This window comes from Flavobacterium sp. SORGH_AS_0622, from assembly GCF_030818825.1.
Lineage (GTDB): Bacteria > Bacteroidota > Bacteroidia > Flavobacteriales > Flavobacteriaceae > Flavobacterium.
The window spans coordinates 3,080,884-3,105,805 of the sequence record NZ_JAUTAX010000001.1 but is presented as its reverse complement, the minus strand read 5'-3'; the positions used below and the strand labels follow the sequence as shown (position 1 = coordinate 3,105,805).

The 24,922-nt window shown below is 32.9% G+C and carries 20 protein-coding genes; 7 read left to right on the top strand and 13 right to left on the bottom strand.

All coding sequences use genetic code 11. From position 1 onward, the window contains the following. Window positions 1-193 precede the first annotated feature (193 nt). Both QE431_RS13225 and QE431_RS13220 read left to right on the top strand, forming a co-directional pair. A complete protein-coding gene (locus QE431_RS13225; protein ID WP_307296621.1) occupies window positions 194-1,438 on the top strand; it encodes a glycoside hydrolase family 71/99-like protein in 1,245 nt (414 codons plus the stop codon). 25 nt (window positions 1,439-1,463) lie between these two features. Continuing rightward, entirely contained in the window at window positions 1,464-3,482 is a 2,019-nt protein-coding gene (locus QE431_RS13220; RefSeq protein WP_307296619.1) for a glycoside hydrolase family 97 protein, read from the top strand. Window positions 3,483-3,797: 315 nt separating this feature from the next. Here the strand turns inward: QE431_RS13220 and QE431_RS13215 are convergent, their stop codons facing one another. Then, the gene (locus QE431_RS13215; RefSeq protein ID WP_307296618.1) at window positions 3,798-4,712 is read right to left on the bottom strand and encodes a hypothetical protein; all 915 of its coding nucleotides are present in this window, start codon (window positions 4,710-4,712) and stop codon (window positions 3,798-3,800) included. A gap of 174 nt (window positions 4,713-4,886) precedes the next feature. On the opposite strand from QE431_RS13215, the gene QE431_RS13210 reads away from it, so the two are divergent. The 3 genes from QE431_RS13210 (at window position 4,887) to QE431_RS13200 (ending at window position 8,161) form a co-directional block, all read left to right on the top strand. Continuing rightward, entirely contained in the window at window positions 4,887-5,363 is a 477-nt protein-coding gene (locus QE431_RS13210; protein WP_307296617.1) for a MarR family winged helix-turn-helix transcriptional regulator, read from the top strand. 64 nt (window positions 5,364-5,427) lie between these two features. Beyond that, complete coding sequence (locus QE431_RS13205) at window positions 5,428-6,849, top strand: MATE family efflux transporter (RefSeq protein WP_307296615.1); 1,422 nt, start codon at window positions 5,428-5,430, stop codon at window positions 6,847-6,849. A 148-nt stretch (window positions 6,850-6,997) separates the two neighbouring features. Beyond that, window positions 6,998-8,161, top strand: a complete 1,164-nt coding sequence (locus QE431_RS13200) for a hypothetical protein (protein WP_307296612.1) — start codon at window positions 6,998-7,000, stop codon at window positions 8,159-8,161. Between the two features lie 112 nt (window positions 8,162-8,273). Here the strand turns inward: QE431_RS13200 and QE431_RS13195 are convergent, their stop codons facing one another. Next, window positions 8,274-8,708: a DUF6526 family protein gene (locus tag QE431_RS13195; RefSeq protein WP_307296610.1), complete on the bottom strand. Its 435-nt coding sequence runs from the start codon at window positions 8,706-8,708 to the stop codon at window positions 8,274-8,276. 308 nt (window positions 8,709-9,016) lie between these two features. Then, on the bottom strand, window positions 9,017-9,502 hold the full coding sequence (locus QE431_RS13190; RefSeq protein WP_307296608.1) for a DNA-deoxyinosine glycosylase: 486 nt from the start codon (window positions 9,500-9,502) through the stop codon (window positions 9,017-9,019). Window positions 9,503-9,666: 164 nt separating this feature from the next. Between QE431_RS13190 and QE431_RS13185 the strand changes: the two genes are divergently transcribed. Then, complete coding sequence (locus QE431_RS13185; protein ID WP_057116240.1) at window positions 9,667-10,692, top strand: AraC family transcriptional regulator; 1,026 nt, start codon at window positions 9,667-9,669, stop codon at window positions 10,690-10,692. A 309-nt stretch (window positions 10,693-11,001) separates the two neighbouring features. Next, window positions 11,002-11,952 (top strand): bifunctional helix-turn-helix transcriptional regulator/GNAT family N-acetyltransferase, encoded by a 951-nt coding sequence (locus tag QE431_RS13180; RefSeq protein ID WP_307296605.1) that lies wholly within the window; start codon window positions 11,002-11,004, stop codon window positions 11,950-11,952. Window positions 11,953-12,031: 79 nt separating this feature from the next. Here QE431_RS13180 and QE431_RS13175 read toward each other — a convergent pair whose 3' ends face one another. From QE431_RS13175 to QE431_RS13130, 10 genes are all read right to left on the bottom strand, one after another. Next, window positions 12,032-13,231 carry an FAD-binding oxidoreductase gene (locus QE431_RS13175; protein ID WP_307296604.1) on the bottom strand — a complete coding sequence of 400 codons (1,200 nt, stop codon included), beginning with the start codon at window positions 13,229-13,231 and terminating at the stop codon, window positions 12,032-12,034. After that, window positions 13,228-13,770: a low affinity iron permease family protein gene (locus tag QE431_RS13170; RefSeq protein ID WP_243839362.1), complete on the bottom strand. Its 543-nt coding sequence runs from the start codon at window positions 13,768-13,770 to the stop codon at window positions 13,228-13,230. Before QE431_RS13170 ends, QE431_RS13175 begins: the two co-directional genes overlap by 4 nt. Next, entirely contained in the window at window positions 13,770-16,589 is a 2,820-nt protein-coding gene (locus QE431_RS13165) for an AsmA family protein (protein WP_307296601.1), read from the bottom strand. Before QE431_RS13165 ends, QE431_RS13170 begins: the two co-directional genes overlap by 1 nt. Window positions 16,590-16,720: 131 nt before the next feature. Continuing rightward, window positions 16,721-17,560: an MlaD family protein gene (locus QE431_RS13160; RefSeq protein ID WP_307296598.1), complete on the bottom strand. Its 840-nt coding sequence runs from the start codon at window positions 17,558-17,560 to the stop codon at window positions 16,721-16,723. A gap of 22 nt (window positions 17,561-17,582) precedes the next feature. Beyond that, complete coding sequence (locus QE431_RS13155; protein WP_057116234.1) at window positions 17,583-18,362, bottom strand: ABC transporter ATP-binding protein; 780 nt, start codon at window positions 18,360-18,362, stop codon at window positions 17,583-17,585. A gap of 2 nt (window positions 18,363-18,364) precedes the next feature. Further along, a complete protein-coding gene (locus QE431_RS13150) occupies window positions 18,365-19,123 on the bottom strand; it encodes an ABC transporter permease (RefSeq protein WP_057116233.1) in 759 nt (252 codons plus the stop codon). 259 nt (window positions 19,124-19,382) lie between these two features. Beyond that, window positions 19,383-20,627, bottom strand: a complete 1,245-nt coding sequence (gene fabF / locus QE431_RS13145) for a beta-ketoacyl-ACP synthase II (RefSeq protein WP_307296594.1) — start codon at window positions 20,625-20,627, stop codon at window positions 19,383-19,385. Then, on the bottom strand, window positions 20,627-21,184 hold the full coding sequence (locus QE431_RS13140) for a TetR/AcrR family transcriptional regulator (RefSeq protein WP_307296593.1): 558 nt from the start codon (window positions 21,182-21,184) through the stop codon (window positions 20,627-20,629). The genes fabF and QE431_RS13140 overlap by 1 nt, the downstream gene beginning before the upstream one ends. A 184-nt stretch (window positions 21,185-21,368) precedes the next feature. Next, window positions 21,369-23,639, bottom strand: coding sequence for a glycosyltransferase (locus QE431_RS13135; protein ID WP_057116230.1), 2,271 nt, complete (start codon window positions 23,637-23,639; stop codon window positions 21,369-21,371). Continuing rightward, a complete protein-coding gene (locus QE431_RS13130; protein ID WP_281865962.1) occupies window positions 23,620-24,678 on the bottom strand; it encodes a pesticidal protein Cry7Aa in 1,059 nt (352 codons plus the stop codon). Before QE431_RS13130 ends, QE431_RS13135 begins: the two co-directional genes overlap by 20 nt. Between the last annotated feature and the right edge of the window lie 244 nt (window positions 24,679-24,922).

Sequence of the window (24,922 nt, the reverse complement as noted above, 5' to 3'; positions counted from 1 at the left end):
AAACTGTCAGTCTTCCATGTTGGTTAGTCGTGGAAGGCTGACATGTTTTTACGAATGAATATATGAAGGGCTTTATTTTAGCCACAGATTAAAAGATTCTCACAGATTATAAGTAAACAAATACAAAACAAAAAATCCTTTTTAATCTTTTAATCTGTGGCAAAAAATATAAAATAATAAATAATACATCAGTATGAAAAGATATATCACATCGCTGGTTTTCGGTTTAATGAACATTGTGATGGTTGCTGGCTGCAGCAGTGATGACAAAGGTCCAGAAAAACCCGTAGAACCAGAAGTAGTAAAACCTGTTGCGATAGAGAAAACCAACAGCACCAAAATTTATGTTCACTACATGCCGTGGTTTGAAACCAACGAAAGCAGTGCCGATAAAAAATGGGGATATCATTGGACAATGGCCAACAAAAATCCGAATAATGTTGCGGCTAGCGGCCGTAGAGAAATAGCATCTTATTATTATCCGCTGATTGGACCTTATCACTCAGGCGATAAAAATGTGATTGAAAATCATTTATTGATGATGAAATACTCTGGAATTGATGGAGTTCTAATAGATTGGTATGGAACTTTTGATGTATATGACTATAGAATGGTCAAAGAAAATACCGAACAGCTGATTGATATGCTGGAAAAAGTAGGATTAGAATATGCCATTGTGTATGAAGATCGAGTAACCAAAAGTGCAGTAGATGCTGGAAAAGCTATTTCGGTAACCAGTGCTGCAAAAACAGATTTAGCTTATGTACAAAATAATTATTTTACTGATGCTAATTATATCAAAATTAATGGCAAACCTCTATTAATGAATTTTGGACCAATCATTTTGCAGACTCCTGCCGAATGGACAAATGTATTTGCTACTTTAACCACAAAGCCAACATTTTTGACACTTTGGGATCAATCTTACGAAGCAGGCGAAAATGCTTCTGGCGAGTATGCATGGGTATACAAAGACAACAGCTTCCTGACGAATTTTTACACCAATACCAAACCAAAATTAGGAGTTGCTATGGGAAGCGCTTATCCAGGATTTAAAGATTTTTATGCAGAAGGCGGAGGCGGAGCAGCAATTGGATGGACAATCGAGCACAATAATGGAGCGACCTTAGACGCAACACTTGCTTTGGCTAAAAATGCTAATGTAAATTACCTACAGCTTATTACTTGGAATGATTTCGGAGAAGGAACAATGATAGAACCAACAGTTGAATTTGGTTATTCTTTTATTGAAAAAATAAAAACTTTTTCGGGAGTAAAAGATACAGAAAATATTTTCCCGGAAATCAGCAAATTGTATGATTTACGCGTACAGAAAAAAGGAAATGTCGAAGCCCAGAAAAAACTCGATCAAGCGTTTAATTATTTTGTTTCCATGCAGTCAGCAAAAGCAAAACAAATAATGAGCGAAATTAAATAGAGCTGTAATTAATACAATTTAAATAATGAAAAACAAAAAATATAGATACTGCCTAATGGCAATGGCATCAATGCTGATTTTTGCCTGCAGTACTAAAAAAACGTATAAAATCAGTTCTCCTGAAAAAATCTCCGAATTAACTTTTGAATTAACAGCTACGGGACAGCCACAATATAGCTTTTCTTCTAACGGAAAATCGGTTATTGAACCTTCTCTGCTTGGTTTCGAATTTCAAGGACTTCCCAAAATGACGGAAGGTTTTGAAGTCGTTTCAACAGAAGAAAAATCGGCCGACGAAACTTGGGAACAGCCGTGGGGAGAATTCAAAAAAGTGAGAGATCATCATAACGAATTAATTGTTCATTTAAAAGAATCAAAAGGAGAGGAGCGTTTGGTTGATATTATTTTTAGGGTTTTTGATGATGGAGTAGGATTTCGCTATGAATTTCCGAAACAGCCTCATTTAGGAAAAGTCAAAATTTCTAACGAAATAACACAGTTTACTTTTAAAGACAATAATGAAGTTTGGTGGATTCCAGTTCATCGTGAAAATAGTTATTACGAAAGTGAATACCGTAAAACTTTAATGAGTAAAACAGATACCATTAATACGCCGGCAACTTTTGAAACCAAAGACAAATTGTATGTAGCGATTCACGAAGCCAATCTAACAGATTTTGCCTCAATGACACTTCTAAAAACTACAGACAAGCAATACAAAAGTGATTTGGTGCCTTGGGCAGATGGTGTAAAAGTATATGCAGAAACGCCTTTTAAAACACCTTGGAGAACCATTGTTGTAGGTAAAAATCCTGGAGAAGTGGCAACTTCGACCATGATGCTGAATCTAAATGAACCTTCAAAAATTGAAGATCTATCTTGGATCACACCTTCAAAATATATTGGAATCTGGTGGGGAATGCATTTAGAAAAGTACACTTGGGGACAGGGTCCAAAACACGGTGCAACAACTAAGAATACAAAAGAATATATTGATTTTGCTGCAAAAAATGGTTTCGACGGTGTTCTAGTCGAAGGCTGGAATGAAGGCTGGGACGGCGACTGGACAGCAGACGGTTCTGCATTTAGTTTTGTAAAAGCCTATCCAGATTTTAATTTGGAAGAAATTACAAAATATGCTGCTATGAAAAATGTTCGTTTAATTGGACATCATGAAACTGCAGGAGCAACCAAAAACTACGAAAGCCAGCTGGAAGATGCATTCAAATTGTATCAAAAAATGGGTGTGAATTCAGTAAAAACGGGGTACGTAAACAAATTCCTGGATAAAAAAGAATGGCATGACAGCCAATACGGAGCGCGTCATTACAGAAAAGTAATTGAGACAGCGGCCAAATATCATATCATGATCGATAACCACGAACCAATGAAAGGAACAGGTTTACAGCGCACTTACCCGAACTTTATGTCTCAGGAAGGCGGACGCGGACAGGAATATAATGCATGGTCTGTAGATGGAGGAAATACACCAGAGCATTTAACTACGCTTCCTTTTACCAGAATGCTTTCAGGACCTTTTGATTACACGCCGGGGAATTTCAATTTTGATTATAAAACGCCTTCTGGAGCAAAAGTGCAGACTACTTTAGCCAACCAATTGGCATTATACGTTATTATTTTCAGTCCGCTGCAAATGGCATCTGATTTACCCGAAAATTATGAAGGCAAACCAGAATTTCAATTCGTAAAAGACGTTCCTTGTACTTGGTCTGACACTAAAGTTTTAGATTCTAAAATTGGTGAATACACGACAATCGCGCGTAAAGACTGGGAAGAGAAAAACTGGTATTTAGGGTCAATTACAAACAGAAATGCAAGAGATTTAAAAGTAGCACTTTCATTTTTAGATAAAGACAAAGAATACGAAGCAGAAATTTATGCAGACGGACCTGGAGCAAATTATAAAACCAATCCTTATCCTGTTACAATCTCTAAACAAAAAGTAAATAATAAAACTGTATTAAATATTAAGTTGGCCGCTGGAGGAGGAACAGCAGTAAAATTCACTCCACTAGAGAAATAAATTAGTTGAGTTTTATTTTGAGTTAATTAAGTTAAGTTTAGTAATGCAAACCCGATACTGGAGAGTTATCGGGTTTGTTTTTTTTTGTTTCAAGTTTCAAGTTTCAAGTTTCAAGTTTCAGGTTTCAGGTTTTCTTTGCTTTGAGTATAATTTTACCGCAAAGCACGCTAAGTTTTTTAACAAGCCAGGTTTTGCAAAAACTCAAAAGTTCGCAAAGCTTTGAGAAAAAAACTTTGCGAACTTTGCGTAAATCTTAGCGTCTTTGCGTTAAAAAAACTTAGAAACTTAGCCTCTCAGAACCTTAGCACCTTAAAATTAATGTTTATAAAGCCTAACATGATTTCCAAAGCTATAAGTAGCTGTTATAGTTGGACCGTTATATCCCCATTTAAAAAATCCATTTAATCTTTCTTTTTCAACATCAACTCTGATATTAAGACCAGTATATCCAGCTGTTAAACTAAAATTTTGATAAACATTGTACAACACAGATAAATTGTAACTTAACAACCGTCCGTCAAAATCATTAATTTTAATAGCAAAATAATTGATATTAGCATAAAGACCAACTTTTCTACCTAATACAAATTCTCCAAAGAGACCAATATCTGGCAGAGGAGCAGTAAAGTCAAAATTATCTTTATATTCTGCCTCGATTGTTGCTCCTTCTAATCTCATACCTACATCTCCAAATAGAACGTGTGCGCCAATAAGCGCTCCAATTTCGTATTTTGGTTTTGATATGAAAGCATAACTGTATGTAATTCTTGCAATATGATTGTCCATAAAGGCAGAAACAGTAGCATCTACCGGATAAACGTGATCACCAAATTCAATTTCCTTCTGAAGTGTTTTAGTGGCACTTCTGCTCAAATAGTAATATTCGGCTCCAAGTCTTGATCTTCTTGAGATTCTCCATTCAAAAGTTCCCATAAATGAAACAGAGCTTTTATTAAAGCCGAGATCTTTTTCAAAATCAATTAAATTACCAAAACTTCCATTATTACTTCCTACTTCAACTTCTGTATTATTTACAGGAAAAAAAGCACCCGCCGTTACCTTGAATCTTCTCGCATGCCACGGCAGATCATCTGAATAACTGTCCTGAAAATCTTCATTTTCAGTTTTAAAAGTTGTTAAACTTTCACTAGAATTATTTTCTGCGATAGTTTGAGCTTTTAGCGGAATCCATAAGAGCGTCATTACCAAAAAAACAAATAATTTTTTCATCAGATTTAGTTTTTAGATTTTGATTAGGTAATATTTAACATTAAAGTTAGTAAAAATTATCGTTCATTTTTATTTTTTATATTGAATTGTTAAATTGAAGTATTTGGTTATCAGTAAAATATGTGTCTTATTTAAAATTAGTTGACATGTCATCTTTTTTTATAACTTTGCATCATGGAAAAAGCAAATACAGATAAGGAAAGTTTTTCAAATTTTTGGAAAGAGGAAATATCCGATAGTTTCTTCTTTCAGATTCACCGTATAAAACGTGCAATTTTTAGACGCACCAATGCGTTAATGGCAGAAGCAGGAATTACATTGCAGTTAGAACAATTGCCATTGCTGATGATTTTGAATTATAAAAGCCTTTCGCAAAGAGAATTATCAGACAAAACAATGCGCGATAAATCTTCGATTTTAAGAAGTATTACAGCGCTTGAAAAGAAGAATTTAGTTGAGGTTGTAAAAGATAAAACAGATAAAAGAAAGAATATTGTAAGTCTTACCTCTGATGGAGTTGCTATGGCAAAAAATATTCGATCGCTAATGAAAAGGGCAGAAGAAGAAGTAATGTCTGTATTTTCTCCAAAGGAAAGAATAGAAGCTTTAAATGCGGTAAAATCCTATGCAGATAAATTAGAAATGCTTTAATTTTTTTTAAACTTTAAAAGTTGATATGTCAACTTATTTTTTAAATAATTATTTGAAATAAAAAATGAAAAAAAACGAATTATTAGAAGGACCAATTCTTTCTTCATTATTAAAGCTGGCAGTTCCAATCATGATTGCCAATCTATTACAAGCCGCTTACCAATTGGTAGACGCTTTTTGGGTAGGTCGCCTCGGCGGAGATGCTGTTGCTGCAGTTTCAATAAGTACGCCCGTAATATTCTTAACCATTGCTTTAGGAACCGGGCTGGCGATTGCAGGATCTATTTTAATTGCGCAATATTTTGGTGCGGGAAATCAAACAATGGTCAATCATGTGGCGGCGCAGACATTGTCAATGGTAATTATAGTTTCTATAGTTTTATCTATTATTGGATATATTTTGAGTCCATATTTTTTATATCTTTTAAAAGTAACGCCTGAGGTTTATGCAGATGCTTTAGGATTTATGAGAGTCGCCTTTGTAGGTTTGGTTTTTAGTTTCGGATTTATGATTTTCCAATCTATTATGCGCGGGGTTGGTCGTGTAACGCTTCCTGTTTATATTGTTTTAGGAACAGTAATTTTGAACTTTGCGCTGGATCCTTTGTTTATTTTCGGGTGGAATTTTATTCCAGCAATGGGCGTAAAAGGTGCTGCATTGGCAACTTTGTCTACGCAGCTTTTGGCTATTATCATTGGATTTGTGATTTTATTTAGAGGAAAACACGGAATTCATCTTCGCACTCAAGATTTTAAACCTGACTATAATCACATTAAAAGAGCTTTTGAAATCGGATTTCCATCTTCTATAGAGCAATCTATGCGTGCTCTGGGTATGATGGCGATTACGTTTTTAATTGTACGTTTTGGTACAACAACGGTTGCTTCTTATGGAGCAGGTTCCAATTTAATTCAGCTGATTTTAATTCCAGCTTTAGGTTTATCGATGGCGATTGCTACTCTTGTTGGGCAAAATATTGGTGCAGGAAATATTGAACGTGCTGCTCAAATTTCAAAACTAGGTGCTTATCTCGGTTTCGGATTGCTAACAGGATTGGGAATAATAGCGTTTATTCTTGCGCCATATTTAATTGCGTTTTTTGTTCCAAAAGATCAAGCGGTTATAGAAGGTGGAACAGAATTTCTTAGAATTACCTGCCTTTCCTGGGGATTTTTAGGTTTACAACTTTGCTTAACGGGCGTGTTCCGTGCCGTTGGAAATACAAAATTGCCAATGATTTTAACTTTGGTTTCGCAATGGGTAATTCAATTTCCGCTGGCTTTTATTTTATCTCATAATACACCACTAGGAAAAATCGGAATTTGGTGGGCTTTCCCGATTTCTTCGGTAGTGACAGCATTAATTACCTTAGTTCTCTACATAAAAGGCGACTGGAAAAAAGAAAGATTAACTGGTAAAACCAATAAATTAATCGGTAAAGTAGAAAGCGAAATTGTGAAAGAGGGGTTTGATATTTCGAAATAAAAGGGTCTAAGATTCTGAGATACTAAGGTTCTGAGATTAATAAAAAGACGTACAATTGTGCGTCTTTTTAATTTTACGTTTAAACATACAGGAAAAATTTAATTATCTTAGAACCTTAGTATCTCAGAACCTTAGCACCTTTTTAAAAATGACCAAAAATCTAAAACGTTATTTCGTAAAATCTGTAATTGTATTAGCCTTAATTCACTTAGCTTATTTTTTATACGGTTATTTTACTTTTAAAGGAATTTCAAAAATTAATATTTATACAGAATTCTACCGTTTTAAGTTTTACGATGATGTTTCGATATCGCATTTTTTTGTGAGCGGTTTGTTTTTACTTTTCTTTCTTATTTTCTTAGTCCGAAATCATTCTAGAGAAAATTATAAAGGAGGAAGTTTGCTTAAAATAACTGCTTGTTTATTGCTGATTTCGTTTTTAACTTTTTCATTTTTTGTTAGTTACAGCTTCGGAATGAATGCGAAACTAAAAACAGAATTATCTGAAAATGATTTTAATAAAGACAAAAAACTACTTAATGTTCTAAATCCGTTTTTATATGGTTATACATCTTACAGTTCGGAGAAACTTTTTAATTATGAGAACATCTTATATCCAAAGCCGTATCCTGTAATTAAGCAGGAAGATACCATTTCTGCAGGCGAATATCCAATAATTGAAACCAATTATTATAGTATTGATACCATAAAAGCCCTCACAAGTACTTTTGACAAAACTAAAAATAAAGCTGACAGTATTCTGGATATTATTGGTTTAGATAAAGAAGAATTGTATAAAAGAATTATCTCTAAAAAAATTATAAAAGATAGTACACAGATTATTTTTAAAGGACTTCCTGTGCATCCCGAACATGATGAAGATATCTGCATATTTTTGCAAAACAACTCATTATTTAATGCTGTACATGGTGATTCGATCGACAAACAAAAGTATCAATCTGCAGTAGATCGTTATAAAATATTGTATAAATCTAAGAAAGATTCTTTAACGTATGAATTTCAAAAATTAGACACAATTCTTAGAAAATACAATATAGAAACCAATTTGATTCCGAAACAATTAACCCAAGATGTTTATCATTATAGAGATAATCATGGGGAACCGTTGAATGGAATTCGAAATAATTTTGAAAGAAAAGCTCTAGCAGAAAAGTTCAACACTTTAGATAAACTTTTTTACGAACCAAATTACCTGCATCCGAATATTATCGGAATATATTTCATTATAATTGTATCGGTTTGGATAGTATTATCACTATTTTATTTAGCTTTTAATAAAAAAAAGGAATAGTTCAATATCAAAATCAATATCAAAAATCTATGTCAATTTAAAATTGAAATAATTCTTTTGATTGTCATTGATCCTTGATATTGAAATTGATTTTTGTAATTGTTATTCTTTGCTAAACCCTGTGATAATCTGCTTTCCAGTGCACGATTGCTTTTTTGATTGAATCTCCGCTTAAATTGTTTTTTAAAACATCTTCTACAAGCGGAATCAATTCGCTGTCGGGAGCAAAGCGCAATGCAAATATTTGATCATCTGTAAGTTTGTACTCAAATTCTTCGAATCTTTTGCCTGTTAAAGAGAAATAACGATAACGCATTTCTAAACGTACAATTCTATTTTGAAGTGTAAGTGCATAATGCTGGCGCAGCATAAAAGCAAGTGCGAACAGAAAAACAAAAATAACGCTTATGAATATCCAAATAAGTGGATCTTCTGTTGTTTTAGCAAAATAAATGCTTGCAATTAAAAATAGGACTAGAATGGGATAATATACAAAATGGTGCGGAGTATAAAACCGTATATGATTGTAATAGGTTTGAATTTTCATGTTTTTCTTTTTTAAAGGTACTCTAAAAAACAAAGCTGCTCTATAAAATTATAGAGCAGCTTTTTCCCAAAAATAAACTAACATAACCAATGTTCTCTTTATAATCTAAACTTTTTTAAAGTTTGTTAAGTAATTTTAGTAAGAAGAAAGCCTTTCCATTTCGTTCATCACATTTTCAACAGGGCTTATTTTTCTTTGTTTTCTACGATGTAAAATTAGATTCAGAGTGGCTATAATTTGTTATATTTTAAAAGGAAAAAGTTACATGATTCCAATATTTGCATTTTAATTGTATAAAATTATTGCTTCTATAATAAGGTTTGAATAATACTCCATTCCTTTAATTTGTCTTGAGAAGTCTTACTGGCGTTGGCGGGACTGGTAGAAGGAAGCGTAAATTTTTTATATTCTTTTTTTAAGTGAACATATTTCTTAAAAAAAGCAGCGGCTTTCTGTCCGTTAAAAAGAATGTATTCTATTTTAGGATGTTTTTCTAGAAAATCTTCAAAATCATTTGCAATTTCATTTTTAATTGCGCTGTCGAGACTTCCAACACGGTCGCAAAATTGTAAGACATCCCAAAGAGCAATATGGTTTTTAATCAATAATTTTTTTCGAGTTTCATAATCCGGCGAAAATTCTTCTCCTAATATTTCAAAGAGAAATTTCCAAAAGTTATTCTGCTTATGACCATAATATTGATTGAGTTCTAAAGATTTTGTTCCGGGCATTGTGCCTAAAATCAGGATTTTAGAATCTGGAGAACTAATGGGAGCAAAAGAGAAACTTTTCATATTTAAGAGTTGAATTTATATCTGTTAAAATAATCATTTATAAGGAATTATAAAACAAAACGATAAAATTATATAACACGTTTCGCTTGTGTTTACACGAACTTTGACTTCAGATTTTTAGCAAAGATCTATTTAGCAAATTATAGAATTTAAATCCAGTCACCATGAAAATTGTTACTATAAATACAGAAAAAACACAAAATATATTTGATGAACTTCATACTAATTTTGGCGGAAAAGTGACTTTTGACTTAGACGAATATACACTTGAAGTAGAAAATAGTTTTGCAGAAGGTTCAATTATAGGAGCTTCTTTTAATGATAATATTTCGTATGTTCAGTTTGATATGACATTTTCAAGCGATGTCAGACTAGATATTCTAAATGTAAAATCATCACCAATTTATTTTGCATATTGTTCTAAAGGAAGTTTGTCGCATAGTTTTGGATTGAATGGAGAAGAGCGAAAACTAAAAACTTTTCAAACAGCTATTGTAACTTCAAAACAAAATCAGGATAATGTTTTATTTTTTGAAAAAGGTAAAAAAACTAAACTGACTTTAATTATTGTGGGAACTCAAGTTGATGCTAAAACTCAATTACATTCTTTAAACCAAAGAGTAAAAGATACCTTTTTTGAAAATAATTTAGTTCAGGATTTCTTTTATATAGGTTCTTATAATTTACAAATTGCAGAAAAAATCGAACAGCTTAATTCTATTACACAAACTGGAATTGTTCGTAATTTATTGAAAGAAGGTATTATGAGAATTATCCTTGCAATGGAAATTCAACAACATTCAGACGACTTGCACGCTTTCGCAAATGAGTCAAACGGATTGACTTTAAGAGAAATGGAAGAAATTAAAGAACTTTCAGAGTTTATTAAAGCAAGTCCAGAAGAAGCTTTTTCTATTAAATCTTTAAGCAAAAGATCAGGTTTATCTCCAAATAAACTTCAAGAGGGCTTTAAAATGATACACAATCGTACTGTTAATGATTATATCACACATATGCGTGTATTAAAAGCCGAGATATTGATACGAACTTCAGATCTAAATATTTCAGAAATAGTGTATTGCATTGGTTTTACAAGCAGAAGTTATTTCTCAAAAATTTTTAAACAAAAATTCAACTGCAGCCCAAAAGAATATAAATTCAATTTGAATTCGTTGGCTATTACAGCTTAGGTTAAGTTGTTAACTTTCAAAGGTTCAAAATGGCAGAGGTTCAAAGTTGCAAAGGTTTAAAAACTTTGTTTCTGTACCTATAAAATTAATGTCGATAGCTTTAAGCAAGATATATACATAAGCAAATAAGACTCTAAGTTGGCTACAACTCAGAGTCTTATTTTTTTTATAAAAAAATAAAATTTAGAATAGCAAAAAAAATAAACTTTGTTCCTCTGCATCTTTGCAGCTTTGGACCTAGAAAAAAAATCTTTAATTAAAAGATTTTTTTGTACATTTGCATAACTAGTTATATAATTAATTATTGTTATGGAATTTTTTAATAAAGTTGGTAAAGTGGCTTTGGGAAGTCGTTTACGTTTAATGACGGCAAGTTTTACAGATGATGCTGCTAAAATTTACGAATTATACGGAATAGATTTTAATCCGAAGTGGTTTCCTGTGTTTTATACGATTGCAGAAGATAGAGAAAGGACAATTACGGAGATTGCGAATGAAATTGGACATTCTCAGCCTTCTGTAAGCAAAATTATTCAGGAAATGATTGGCGCCGGAATACTTGAAGAAGGAGCGAAGACCGATGATAAACGCAAGAATAACGTTGTTTTAACCGAGAAAGGACTTTTGATTTCGAACAAAATCAAAAATCAATTATTAGACATCGATGTGGCTGTTGAAGGCTTGATTTCTGAAGCAAAACATAATCTTTGGGCAGCAATTGAAGAATGGGAATTCTTGTTGCAGCAAAAATCATTATTTAAAAGAGTAAGCGACCAGAAAAAAATTCGAGAAAGTAAAGATGTTGAAATTGTAGAGTATAAATCAGAATATAAAGAAGTATTTAAATCTCTAAATGAAGAATGGATTTCGACTTATTTTGAAATGGAAGAAGCTGATTATAAAGCCTTGGATAATCCAGAAGATTATATTTTGAATAAAGGCGGAAAAATTTTAGTGGCTTTGTATAAAAATGAACCTGTTGGAGTCTGCGCACTTATAAAAACGAAAAATCCTGAATATGATTTCGAAATGGCTAAAATGGCCGTTTCGCCAAAAGCACAAGGTAAAAATATTGGCTGGTTGTTAGGAAAAGCAATAGTAGATACTGCAAAGGAACTTGGTGCAAAAAAGATATATTTAGAAAGTAACACGATCTTAAAACCTGCAATAAACTTGTATTACAAATTGGGTTTTGAAAAAGTTTTCGGACTCTCAACCCCCTATAAAAGATGCAATATCCAAATGGAGTTAGTTTTATAAAGTTGCTAAGGTTCTGAGATACTAAGACTCTAAGAAAAAACTTAGTATCTCAGAATCTTAGTCTCTTAGAACCTTTTTCTCATCTTCCAAATCGATAATACTCCAAATCTGTATTTTTTTTATTGTGAAGAGAATCTAATATAGAATTCATTCCGATCACGCTGAAGGTTATGCCGTTTCCTCCGAAACCTAGAATATAATGTTCGTTTTTTCTCGGATTTGGTTTTCCAAAATAGGGGAGTCCGTCTTTGGTTTCTCCAAAAGTACCTGCCCAGGAATAATCAATTTTGAAATTTAAGTCTGGAAATCGTTTAAAAAAATTCTTCAAAAGATACTGCTCTTTTTTAGGCAGTAATTTATCGCGTTTTACAGCATCTTTAAAATCTTCGTCGCCGCCACCCATAATAATTCGGTTATCTTCTGTAGTCCTAACGTAATGGTAAGGAGAGGCGGTATCCCAAAATATAGCATGTTTAAAACTTTCAGGAAGATCTGGCTGACTTTCAGATGCAATAACATAAGTGCTTTTTAAGTCGACAACCTTTTCGGTTAAGGTTTCTGTACTTTCATAACCTGTGCAATGAATTATATGTGAAGCGGTTATGGAGTTCTTTGAATCAGTTTCAGCAATTATTTTACCTTTTTGGTGTTGTATTGAAGCAACATTTGTTCGATCAAAAATTTGCATGCCTTTTTCATGGCAATGAAATAAAAGATCAGTAGCTAATTTGAACGGATCCATTACGGCTGCAGTTTTAGATTCTATTGCTGCAATGGCATTTAATCCCATTTTTTGTAATTCAGATCGATTGAGCCAGCTAACTTCAAAACCATGCTGTTTGCGGGCTTTAAATTCATTTTTTAAATATGGGACATCCTTTTTTAGTGTAGTAAAATAGATGCTTTTTTTAAATTCAAAATCACAGTCGCACCCTACCGTGTCAATAATATTACGAAGATCAAAAATGGCTTTTTTTCCATTTTGATAACTTTCTACGGCACATTTTACCCCTCTAAGTTTAATAAGCTGATGTAACGGTACATCAATTTCGTATTGCAGTAAAGCAGTGCTGCCTGATGTACTGCCTCCGCAGACATCACGACGGTCTATCAAAACAATTTTTTTTCCTTCGTTAATTAATTTGTAAGCGGTAAGGGCTCCAGTAATACCTCCTCCAATAATTAAAATATCGGTATTGATATCAGAATCGATCGAGGGATAACTATGTTTTATGGCATTTTTTAATGGCCAGTAAGTTTCTGTAGAGCTTAATTTCATTTTTTAGATGCGTTTTTGGTAGTGTTTTTGGTATTCTTCGGAGTGGTTTTGCCCGTTTTCTTTATGGTTGTTTTATCTGATGGTTTATTTTTTTGTTGTTTTCGATTGTGCAGCTCATGTGCCTCTGCAATAGAATGTGAAGTTCTTATGCTTTCGTCTTTTTTGGCCAGTTCACTCAATCGATGATAGTATTTTTGAACAATAATCATTTCTTCTTCAGTCATGCTTTCAATATCAACCAAACTATTGCTGGATAAATCATTAGAAGCAACAAGCTCATTTAACTTTAATTGAATGGCGAGCGAATCTTTATTTTGAGCTTTTTGAATTAAGAAAACCATCAAAAAAGTAATAATTGTAGTTCCAGTATTAATGACCAGCTGCCAAGTTTCTGAATAATCGAAAATTGGTCCCGAAACGGCCCAGGCAACAACGATAATAAATGCGCCAATAAATGCAGTGGTACTTCCTGCTGCCTTGGAAACTTTTGTAGCAAATTTCTCAAATGCACTTTGACTATGTGGAGATTTAGAATTCATTACGATTTTTTTGTTTTAGATTTACTTACTTTTTCTTCCTTTATAACTTTATTGTTTTTTTCGTCATAAACAGCAGGATCAATTTCTTGTCCCGTTTTGCTGAATATTTTAATTTTTGGAGCGTCATGCGTGCCAGTAATAACAATCGGAAATCCGATAAGTCCGAAAAGGGGAAGACCCAAACGCATTCTAAGATCCAATAGTCCGTCAAAGCTTGTAGTTCCTTTTATAGTTGGTTTAAAACCGGCTACAGTAAAGGTGAATGGTTCAATATGAATAAGATTTTTATTTATTGTAGATTTGACTTCAATTCCTTGCATATCAGGATTATTCAAACCATTTTGTCCAGTTTTAGAACTAATTCCATCAAAAAGTTTTAGGCCTTTAATTTTTACGTCTCTTAAATTCAATGTACCGCCTCCCTGAAGAGATTCATAAATAGGTCCCATATTACCGTTTAAATCTCCTTTGATGTTATAATCGACAGAAATTATTCCGTAAGCTTTTTCAGCTGCGGTAACCATATCATGAAACATCGGAATTTCTTTGTAAGCTCTTTGTACATCAAAATCTTTCGCACGAAAGTGAGCATCAAAATGTGCTGCTGTAGGTGATTCATCTTTGTAAGTTGCATCAATTCCTAAAATACAGTCAATGATGTTAAAGGTTGTATTTTCTAAATAAAACCCACCTTTCGTAATACCCGTTTTTCCGTTAAGTTTATTGAAGACCAGTCCGTTATATTCTACCTTGTCTGCACTTGCATTTAAACTGACATTTAAGTTTTTCGGAATTATAACTACACCGCTCATTTTCGGATGATCTTCTTTGGCATATTCTACCTCAATATTTCGATCTTTATTTTCGCCTTTTTCAAGTGCCATAAATTCGTCAACATTTATCAATTTTGATTTTAAGTTGAAATTACCGCTCAAAGTTCCGTGCGATTCTAAGAAATAATTTATTGTATTTAAGAGGTAACCGTTAATATCAAAATCTGATTTACCGTAAGACGCATTAAATTTCTCAAACCACATTTTCTCATTTTGAAAACGGAAATTTCCCTGTTTGATAAAAAAAGCTTTCGGAAACAACTCAGATGTTGCTTTTATATTTTTAAGGATTAAAGTTCCTTTATTATCTAGTTTGTCATATTGTCCAGTTGTAGCGTAACTTTGTTTTCCTTTCAATGAAAGATCTGCTTTTGCATAACCCGTTAAATCGAGACCTTTTTGAGAGAAAACCTGATAGATTCTACCAACATTCAATTCACCTTTTATTTTTGCATTATAAGCCAAATCATTAAAATCTGATACAGTTGCATTTACGTAAACAGGATTTCCTTCAAAAACAAAAGAGGCTGGAGCAACTGCAACAATCAAATCTTGACAGGTTCCTGCTTTGTTAAGCATATTGGCAACAAAAGTGATATTGGTAATTGGATTTGGATAATATTCTGTTTTAAGCCATCCGTTTCGTAATGAAATACCACCGATAGTTTTTGGAAAAAGTTTTTTAGACGTGCTGAAAGTACCGCGTGCCTGAATATCGGTTTTTAAAATTCCTTTTACGTCAACACTGGTTAAACCTAAAGCGGCATCAACGACAGCCAAATCCAAAGCGCCTTTGACACTTGCATTGATATCCATTTCGCTCAGACCTTTACTATGCAGATAAGCGTTGAAATAATCTTTTTCGCCTACTTTAAATTTTAATGTTCGCAGATTAATCAATAATTGTTCAGGATCCAATGAAGGAAGTATTGCATTCAAATCCACTTGGAAATCGGTTAATGGAACAGGGGCATTTTGGTAATTTACCGAACCTTCATTTATTTTTAAGTTAAAAGCTAGATTTGGTTTTTGCTTTTTAGCGACATTATAATCGCCTTTAAAAGTAAATACCAAATCACTTCGGCCAGAAATATCCGTTTTTTCTAACCATGTTAAATATTCTGGAGGCATAACAGACAATAAATCTTTAACAGTTGTATTCTCTGAAGCGGCTTTTATATTTATCTTATAACCATCTCTAAGAATGGAAAAAAGGCCAGTAAATTTTAAGGGTAATTTATTGATATTAAGTTCATTCTTTTGAAGAATAAACGAAAGTGCATGTGTATTAATTCGGGTAATTAAATCGGCGCGAACCTCTTTTTTTCTAAGATAAGCTGTTCGGTTATAATAGAAATCCAGATTTTCAATTCTGGCATCGGTTGCAAGATCAAAAATATCTTCGCTTAGGTTTCCTTTTCCAACATAATTAAAACCTTGAGCATCGACCAAAATTTTGGCCGAACGATCGTTATATTTAACATGACAATTTTCTAAATCAATGCGTTCTAGTCGAATTGCTGTTCCTTCTTCTGGAGCGTTTGGATCATTTTTCTCGTCTTTGGGAGCCACATAAATATTATAGTTCGCTTGACCTTTTTCGTTAACCATTACATTGATTAAAGCATCTGAAATATACAGCTTATTGATTTTTACTTCATTATCAAAAATCAAACGTTTTAAGTTTATACCAAAAGCAACTTGATCTGCTTTTAACAAAGTATCATTGCTAAACGGTTTAGAACCTGTAAGAGATAAATCGTCTAAAGAAACTGTCAAAGATGGAAAATGAGTGAAAAATGAAAGTCTTGATTTGCTAAAATCTAGTTTGGTGTCTAAACGTTCATTGGCAATTTTCTTTACTTCAGAAGCAATTTTACCAGGAAACAGCAGCGGAATTATAAACAATAAAAACAAAATCACCGCAATCGTAATTCCGGTAATTTTTAAGACTTTTAAGGCAGTATGTTTAAATGAAGTTGGCATGTACAATACGTTTTTGTTGTTTAAAAACTGGAATGAATTTAGATTTAAAGTGTTAGAAATTAGAACTTAAAGTTGTAATAAAGAATTATGATTAAACAGATTCTGAATTTTTAATTTCAAATTTTCTCAATTTATTTTTTCTTTTCAGCTTCAGCTTTTTTAGCATCTTCTTCTTTTTCCTTTTGTTCTTTCTCTTTCTGCTCTTTCTCCTTTTGTTCTTTTTCTTTTTGCTCTTTTTCTTTTTGAGCTTTTTCTTGCTGTTCTTCTTTTTTCTCTTTGGCTTCTTCTTTTTGTTTTTCCTTTTGTTTCTCTTTTTTCTTGAAATAACCTCTAAACAGGAAATTGCTTTTTGCAGCTTCCATATTTTCGCTGAAACCCTTTGTTCCACTTTCTAAATTAGAAAGCGTGTTCGAAACGCTGTTCGCCATTTTATCATCTCTAACCAATCTAGCTAGCGCACCGTTTCCGTTGTTCATACTGTGGCTGAAAATGGCTATTTCATCTGAAATTACACCAATATTATCCACGCTTTTCTTAACACTTTTCATAATATCGTGCATTTCTATTCCGTCGACAGAAGCAATCTGCCCGTTGTCTTGAATAACTTTTTGGGACTTTTGCCCTGGAGTAATTGTCAATACTTTGTCGCCCATTAATCCGTCAGAACCAATGCTGGCCGTTGCATCTGTTTTAATAAATTTTCGAACATCTTCTTTCATTACTAAAACAACAACTACAGATGAATCGTTTATTAATTGAATTTGTTCTACAGTTCCGACATTAATACCCGAAAAACGAACATTATTTCCAACTTCTAAACCACTTACAGTTTTAAACTGAGAAGTAATATGAAAGGTTGAACCGAATAGGTTTTTTTGTTTTCCGATAAAATATACGGCCATTATAAAAAGCAGTAAACCTATTGTTACAAACATTCCTAATTTCCAAGTATATCTCGATTGCTTTTCCATGATTTCTATTATTTATTTTGCTTTATTCAAAAAATGAGCGTACCCATTCGTCTTCGTTTTTTTCTAATTCTTCGTATGTTCCTTCGGCGTGAATTACTCCTTCTTTCAAAACAATAATTCTATCAGCAGTTAATTTCGCACAAGCCATATCATGTGTGATAATGATCGATGATGTTTTTTGTTTGTGTTTAATATCAAGAATCAATTCACTAATTTCTCTCGATGTTATCGTATCTAAACCTGTTGTAGGTTCGTCGTATAAAATAATTTCAGGCTTTAAAATTAAGGTGCGGGCCAGACCAATTCTTTTTTTCATTCCTCCAGATAATTCAGAAGGCATTTTGTCAATTGCTTCTGATAAACCAACACTTTCAAGAGCTTCCATAACTTCACTTTCGATTTCTTCGGCACTTAAATCACGTTTGTGTTTGGTCAATGTAAAAGAAAGGTTTTCTCTAACCGACATTGAATCGTAAAGTGCTCCACTTTGAAATAAAAATCCGATTCGGACTCTAATCTCATTCAGTTCTTTTTTGGAAATGTTCAGTACATTTTCGTCAAAAACTTTAATTTCACCTTTATCAGGTTCAATCAATCCAACGATGCATTTTATCGTTACCGATTTTCCAGATCCTGAACGTCCTAAAACCACCAAATCTTCTCCTTTATTCAAAGTAAGATTTACGCCTTTTAATACTTTATTATCTTTTCCAAAAGTTTTGTGCAGATCTTTAATCTCAATAATTGGAGCTTGATCTTTTTCTTTCGTTTTGGGTTCTTTATGTAGTTTTTCTTTGGTCATTTTTAAAAGAATAAATCGGTTATTTGAACGGCAACCATATCAATAATAAAAATGCTTAATGATGCTGTTACAACGGCTGAATTGGCAGCTTGTCCAACACTTTCTGTTCCATTTGATGCATTAAAACCTTTATAACATCCAATCATTCCGATAAGAAATCCAAAGAAGAAAGTTTTAATAGTAGCAGGAAACAAGTCTAAAAACTCTAATGATTGAATAATTTGAGTTAGATATCTGTAAAAGTTCACATCTCCGTGAATATTAATTCCTACATATCCGCCCATAATTCCGATTGCGTCTGCAAAAAAAACTAAAATCGGCACCATTAAAGTACAGGCTAATACTCTCGTTACAACCAAATAATTATAAGGGTTTACTGCCGAAACTTCCATTGCGTCGATTTGCTCTGTCACTTTCATAGATCCTAATTCGGCTCCAATTCCAGATGAAATTTTTCCGGCGCAAATCAAAGCTGTAATTACTGGTGCAATTTCTCTAATTAACGAAAGTGCAACCATTCCTGGAAGCCAGCTTTCGGCACCAAATTTTACCAAGGTTGGTCTTGACTGGAGTGTAAGTACCAAACCCATAATAAAACCTGTAATGGCAACTAAAGGCAGCGATTTGTAGCCAATGACATAACATTGTTTTAAAAACTCCTTCGTCTCATAAGGCGGAATAAATACCTCCTTAAAAAACTTTTTGGCGAACAATGTTGTTTCTCCAATTTCAGCAAATGTATTTTTTAGGTTGAGAATCAAAATGTTTTTGTTTTTAATATGAATGATATAAAATGAGAATCAATTATTTAACAGTTTTTTCTACTGATTAAATTATATATGAAAGTTAGCCCGATACTTGTTAAAATATATTACACAACTTTTTTCGAGCCTTATATAATTTTCATAGGCTCACAATATTTGAAATAAATTTCCGTTGCCGTTTTTGCAAATAAAAAATCCCTTTCGTTTAGGAAAGGGATTTATAAAAATGAAAACTTTTAAATTTTGGCGTATATCGTTATTCTTTAAATTTTTTAAAGATTGAGCTGGCAACATGACCTCCAAAACCGAAAGTATTACTCATAGCATAATCAACTATTCGCGATTGTGCTTTTCCGAGAGTAAGATTAAATTTGCCGGCATATTCTTCTTCAACAGTTTCTGTATTTATAGTGGGCGGTACAATGTTTTCCTGAAGTGCTTTTATACAGGCAATTGCTTCAATAGCTCCAGCGCCGCCAAGCAGATGTCCAGTCATAGATTTTGTAGCACTAATATTGGCATTCGGATTTATTCCAAAAACTTTTTCCAATGCTTTAAGTTCGCTTAAATCACCAGTTGGAGTAGAGGTAGCATGTGCGTTGATATAATCAATTTTGTCTGGAGTAATCTCCGCTTCTTCAAGAGCAAGTTCCATTCCTAAAACTGCACCTTCGCCTTCAGGATGTGTTCCTGTTAAATGATAAGCGTCTGCCGCCAGTCCGCCGCCAACAATTTCGGCATAAATTACCGCATTTCTTTTGATGGCATGTTCATAGCTTTCTAAAATTACAACGCCGGCACCTTCGCCCAAAACAAATCCGTCTCTTGTAACATCAAAAGGACGTGACGCTTTAGTGTAATCATCATTTAAAGTTGACAATGCTTTCGAAGCATTAAAGCCGCCAATTGAAGATTCTGTAACAGAAGCCTCAGACCCGCCGCTGATAATCATATCTGCTTTACCCCAGCGAATGTAATTGAAAGCATCTATGATTGCGGTATTACTTGCAGAACAAGCCGCAGCCGTGGTGTAATTAATGCCGCGTAATCCATATTTAATAGAAATGGCTCCCGAAGCTATATTGACAATTCTCTTTGGAATGAAAAACGGACTAAATCTAGGTGTACCGTTTCCTAATTTGTATTCTCCAAATTGTTCCTCAAAAGTAGAAATACCGCCGTCTCCACAGCCCCATATAACACCAATTCGGTTTTTATTTAAGGTATCAAAATCAATATTTGCATTTGTTATTGCTTCGTCTGCTGCATATAGAGCATATTGCGTGAAAAGATCATATTTCCTAATTTCATTTTTCTCAAAAATGTGCTGCGGACTAAAGTTTTTAACTTCACATGCAAATTTAGTTTTGAATTGTGAGGTGTCGAATCTTGTTATTGGTGCTGCACCGCTGACTCCATTAATTAAGGAATGCCAGTATTCTGACACATTATTTCCAATGGGAGTTACAGCTCCTAATCCTGTTATAACTACTCTTTTCATTATTTTTTAGGTCTTAATTCTGTTAATATTGTTTCTCTTACCAATTCAAAATCTTCATCGATTGTAAGCCTCGAAAGCTGTACAATGGCTACCATATTTGTTATAATCATTATTGCTTTTGTTCTTGGTGCCATATCAAAATCAAATATGTTTTGTTCTTTTCCTTCAATTAAAATTCCAGTAAGCCATGTAATTACCAATTGAGCGAATTGTTGTAATTCTGTTTTTATAGAATCATCTAAGGTGTTTAAATCGGTAGCTAGTGAACCAACAATGCACACTTTATTTTCTTTTTTGATTTTTGCCTGTACTTCTAAGAAAGCTTGGAGTTTTGTTAACGGTGACTCATTAGCCACTTTTTTCTTTAAAGTTTCAACTCTTTCAATATGTTCTTTGATGGTTGCTACGCCCAAATTTGATTTTGTTGGAAAATGATAATGTATTGACGCCGTTTTTATACCAATATCATTAGAGATATCTTTAAAACTAAAAGCGTTATATCCTTTGTCTCTTATAAATTGATCTGCTTTTTCAATAATAGATTCTCGTGTTGTCATGGCAGTAATTTTTCATACAAATATACTACCTATTAGTAGATAGGCAAATTATTTAAACAGTTTTTTATTTAGTGAAGATTTTGAAGATTTTGACGAAATAGCAAAAAACAAAAAATCCCTTTCATTTAGAAAGGGATTTTCAGGGTTTTAAAAGAGAAGTATTTGGTTAGCTTCTACCTTATTTTTATGAATTAATTGCGATTCCAGTACGGGATTTCATTAACGGAATAACTTTAGACTGTGTCTGAGCTAATTTTTCCATTAATAATCTTGCTGTTAAAAAACATACTGTAGATTCTGCGCCTTGATTTAAGTTTACATTTTCTTTTTCAAGTCCGTCATAACCACCGCCGCTTACTGGGTTGTACATAATTTGATTCAAGTGGTTTTTACCTAAGAACCAATTAAATGCAATTCTCATTTTCTTTTTATATTCTGGAGTTTTAAATGCATCATAAAAAGCATTTAAAGTCTGTATCGTGTAAGTAACATCTATTGGCTGTTCTCCATATTGTTGTGGTTCTGAACCTTTATGGTGCCAGCTTCTATTAGAAATTGCTTTAAAATCACCATTTACGAATGTTTTAGAAATCAAGAAATCTAAAGAATCTAAAGCAACCTTTTTGTAAATTGGCTTATTAGTAATTAAGTAAGCATACAGCATTGATTCTGGTAAAACACCATTTCCGTATGTTAAATAATTTTCAAACCATTTCCAGTCTTCTGTAGCTGTATCTTCGTAATTTTTAAGCAGTTTTGCATTCAATTTATTAATAATTGCCGCTACATATAAATTAGGAATTGTTGAGTGATACAAGTACAAACCTTTTGTTGCAAAACCAATAGAACGTGGCGATTGAATAGTTTCAGTCCATTTTAATGAATTCAATAAACATCTAGTTGCTTTTTTAGTAATAGCTTCTGGAAGAATATCTGAAAGCGAAACCACAGTTCCTAATGCCCAGATTGCTCTTGCATTTGAATCTTCTAAGTTAACTTCGGCATTTTGTTCAACATGTTCACGATTTTCCTGATCTACGTAATTGATGAAATCACCTTTTGGTTTTTGACAACGCTGGATAAAATCTAAGTAGATTAGGATATAAGCTAAATCATCTTTGTCTTGAGTCAGTTTGTAATGCATACAGAAAGCAATCAATGCTCTTGCGTTATCGTCTAATGTATATCCAGAATCTAAATCTGGAATTGAAATTTTACTAAATTGAATAATACCAAGTTCGGTAGTTAATCTTTTAATATGTCTTAGTTGAATTTCCGGATAACTGTATTTAATCTCTGAAGAATTTTCCATTAAGTTTTTATATGTATTCATGTGGGTAATGGCAGCATTTTCCCAAGAAGAAGCACGCATTTTTGTAAACGAGTTTATACCCATTTCATTTCTTAAGTTTTCATCAGCGATTAATTTAATTGCCGCATCTGCAAACTGATCTACATCTCCGATATCTACTAATATTCCTGAATCTGGAGTTAATACTTCTTTTGTATGAGGAATTTTAGAAGCCACTATAGGACACGCACAGCTCATTGCATAAGCAAAAGTACCGCTTACAGCCTGATTTGGATCTTTAGATGTAAACATATAAATATCTGTAGCTTTTAGGTATTCTAAAAGTTCATCAGTGTCTAAATATTTGTTTATAAAACGTACATTATTCTGCAGATTTAATTCTTCTACAATTGACTCTAATTTTTCTCTATAAGTGTCTACACCATCTTTAATTAAATTTGGATGTGTTTTTCCAATAATTAAATACAATGCATTTGGTGCTTTCTCAACAATTTTTGGAAGTGCCTGCAATCCAGTTTCGATATTTTTTCCTTCGCCTAAAAGTCCAAAAGTTGATAATACGATACGATCTCCAATGTTTAATTTTTCCTTTGCATTTTGAGGAGCTTCATAAACTACGATATGAGTTCCATGAGGTACGCAAGTAATTATTTCTTCATTGATGTCATAGTCTTTAATTAGTATTTCTTTTGATTTGTTAGTCATTACAAAAACCGAATTGCTGTAACTCAATAACAGTTTTACAAAAGTTTTTAATTCGTTGTTTGGGTTTGGTATTACACTATGGAAAGTGTATGTCACAGGTACTTTAATTACATTTAAAAAATCTAATAGATGATCTCCGTAATTTCCTGAAAACAAACCAAACTCATGTTGAATGTGAACTAATTTTACAGCTCCATCCTGATTGATTTCTTCTGCTACTTTTGCGTACTCTTCTCTGTTTTTTGTGTTTAAGGTAAATGCCTGTGTTGGTTTTTCTTTTGGTGTATCCACAAGCTCACATATTTCGCATGTGATAGATTTACCGTATACATCGGTGATTCCTTTAATTGTATCTTGAGTATAAGTTGCTATGCCGCATTGTGTTGGCGGAAAAGTAGATAGAAAAACTATTTTTGATTTATTTGATATTGTTTTCATGAGAATTCATTTTTAGTTCGGTTAATAACTCGTTAAGGTTCAAAGATGCCACCGCAATTTTGTCATCGGCAGCGCCATAATAAATATATAATCGGTCATCAAAAATTGCAGTTCCAGTCGGGAAAACTACATAATTTACATAACCATGTCTTTCGTAATATTCAGAAGGAGTAATAATTGGTTTTGGCAGTCTGCCGATTACTTTAGCTGGATTTTCTAAGTCCAGTAAAACGGCACAGGCATGATAAACCAATCCTTTTTCTCTTCTTTCAGCAGCATGATAAATTAAAAGCCAGCCGTCTGCTGTTTCGATCGGCGGAGCTCCTGGTCCAATATGACTTGTTTCATGGTCAAACTTGGGTTCCATTACAATATGACTCGGAAGATCTTTTAAATAATTTTTCCAAAAGTCTTCAGTAAGCTCAGATTTTTTTTCAAACGTAACAATCTGAATAGACGGGAAGAGCCTGTGCAATGCGACAAATTTTCCATTAATTTTTTTCGGAAAAAGAACCACATTTTTATCCCACACGTATAAATGCTCTTTCATGGTCTCCGTAAGCGGATAGTTTCTTTCGGTATTAAAAGCTAATATCTTTGCAATACTCGGATTTTGTAAATGGTTTCTAATTAGATTAGTAAATTCATTTAAAATAAATCGCGGTGTAATTATTCCTTTCTTTTTAAACTTTACTAAATCTTTAGAAACAGCAAAGGCACCGCAGGCATTTAATCCGTCATACGTGACATAAGTCATATAATACAGGTCATCTATTTTAGTAATTCTTGGGTCTTCAACTCCATGAATTTCATAAATATACTCTGGAAGAAAAATCGGATTTGAACGTCTTTCTACTAAAGTTGTCGGTCCTTCAAAACGACAATAACCTATAGTGGAGAAATTTCCTTTTTTGGCAGCTCTGTAAAACATGTGAACAGTATTTCCATCTTGATAAATGGCTGGATTTAAAACACCCAATTCTTCAAAATTTCTTTCTGTTTTTTCTAAAAGAACACCATGCTTTTTAGCTTCTTCCATTACTGTAATTATTTTTGATAAAATTACCTTGGGATAGGAGCAGCGATTAATCCAATCCATTAAAAAATTAACTCAAAAGCGTAAACATGGTAATTCTGTAAGACTAAAAAATAATAATGAAAACCTGCGGTAAATACTTGTTTTTTAGTTTATTGAGTTAATTTAAAAAGCGTTTTGAGTTAACAAGATTTGTAGGAATAAAATAAATTTGAATAACAAACAAAACAGACTATTGAATAGTCGT

What these genes read in the sequence shown, in the direction of transcription:
- QE431_RS13140 (WP_307296593.1), bottom strand. Translation starts at nt 21,184, where the DNA reads ATGACAACACGAGAATCTATTATTGAAAAAGCAGATCAATTTATAAGA.
- QE431_RS13205 (WP_307296615.1), top strand. Translation starts at nt 5,428, where the DNA reads ATGAAAAAAAACGAATTATTAGAAGGACCAATTCTTTCTTCATTATTA.
- QE431_RS13225 (WP_307296621.1), top strand. Translation starts at nt 194, where the DNA reads ATGAAAAGATATATCACATCGCTGGTTTTCGGTTTAATGAACATTGTG.
- QE431_RS13160 (WP_307296598.1), bottom strand. Translation starts at nt 17,560, where the DNA reads ATGGAAAAGCAATCGAGATATACTTGGAAATTAGGAATGTTTGTAACA.
- QE431_RS13135 (WP_057116230.1), bottom strand. Translation starts at nt 23,639, where the DNA reads ATGAAAACAATATCAAATAAATCAAAAATAGTTTTTCTATCTACTTTT.
- QE431_RS13220 (WP_307296619.1), top strand. Translation starts at nt 1,464, where the DNA reads ATGAAAAACAAAAAATATAGATACTGCCTAATGGCAATGGCATCAATG.
- QE431_RS13180 (WP_307296605.1), top strand. Translation starts at nt 11,002, where the DNA reads ATGGAATTTTTTAATAAAGTTGGTAAAGTGGCTTTGGGAAGTCGTTTA.
- QE431_RS13175 (WP_307296604.1), bottom strand. Translation starts at nt 13,231, where the DNA reads ATGAAATTAAGCTCTACAGAAACTTACTGGCCATTAAAAAATGCCATA.
- QE431_RS13195 (WP_307296610.1), bottom strand. Translation starts at nt 8,708, where the DNA reads ATGAAAATTCAAACCTATTACAATCATATACGGTTTTATACTCCGCAC.
- fabF (WP_307296594.1), bottom strand. Translation starts at nt 20,627, where the DNA reads ATGAAAAGAGTAGTTATAACAGGATTAGGAGCTGTAACTCCCATTGGA.
- QE431_RS13190 (WP_307296608.1), bottom strand. Translation starts at nt 9,502, where the DNA reads ATGAAAAGTTTCTCTTTTGCTCCCATTAGTTCTCCAGATTCTAAAATC.
- QE431_RS13130 (WP_281865962.1), bottom strand. Translation starts at nt 24,678, where the DNA reads ATGGAAGAAGCTAAAAAGCATGGTGTTCTTTTAGAAAAAACAGAAAGA.
- QE431_RS13165 (WP_307296601.1), bottom strand. Translation starts at nt 16,589, where the DNA reads ATGCCAACTTCATTTAAACATACTGCCTTAAAAGTCTTAAAAATTACC.
- QE431_RS13210 (WP_307296617.1), top strand. Translation starts at nt 4,887, where the DNA reads ATGGAAAAAGCAAATACAGATAAGGAAAGTTTTTCAAATTTTTGGAAA.
- QE431_RS13215 (WP_307296618.1), bottom strand. Translation starts at nt 4,712, where the DNA reads ATGAAAAAATTATTTGTTTTTTTGGTAATGACGCTCTTATGGATTCCG.
- QE431_RS13170 (WP_243839362.1), bottom strand. Translation starts at nt 13,770, where the DNA reads ATGAATTCTAAATCTCCACATAGTCAAAGTGCATTTGAGAAATTTGCT.
- QE431_RS13155 (WP_057116234.1), bottom strand. Translation starts at nt 18,362, where the DNA reads ATGACCAAAGAAAAACTACATAAAGAACCCAAAACGAAAGAAAAAGAT.
- QE431_RS13200 (WP_307296612.1), top strand. Translation starts at nt 6,998, where the DNA reads ATGACCAAAAATCTAAAACGTTATTTCGTAAAATCTGTAATTGTATTA.
- QE431_RS13185 (WP_057116240.1), top strand. Translation starts at nt 9,667, where the DNA reads ATGAAAATTGTTACTATAAATACAGAAAAAACACAAAATATATTTGAT.